At 64.6% G+C, this 254-nt stretch carries 1 protein-coding gene; it reads right to left on the bottom strand.

From position 1 onward, the window contains the following. Positions 1–254, bottom strand: a 254-nt coding sequence (locus EOD29_RS33425; protein WP_164764029.1) for a RidA family protein, incomplete at both ends; no start/stop codon positions are given.

Below are 254 nucleotides of genomic sequence, written 5' to 3'. Positions count from 1 at the left end.
CAGGCCCGTACAGCTCGAGGATCAGATCGGAATAGCCGTTGGTGACCAGCGGCGTCTCGTTGAAGCCAGGAGCGACGTTGACCATGGCGAAGACGCGAAGCCATGCCGTGACCCGATCGAGGTCCCCGACGGCCCGCTTGAGACTGGCGAGATGGGCGAGCGCAACGAGCCGCGCCGACGCGTAACCCTCCTCCGGCGAAACCTCGGCGCCAACCTTGCCAAGCGGATTTGCCAATGTTCCGTCGCGGTTGCAT

This window comes from Mesorhizobium sp. M1A.T.Ca.IN.004.03.1.1 (assembly GCF_003997555.1).
Classification (GTDB): Bacteria; Pseudomonadota; Alphaproteobacteria; order Rhizobiales; family Rhizobiaceae; genus Mesorhizobium.
The sequence above is the reverse complement of the archived record's forward strand: the minus strand, read 5'-3'. Positions and strand labels throughout refer to the sequence as shown.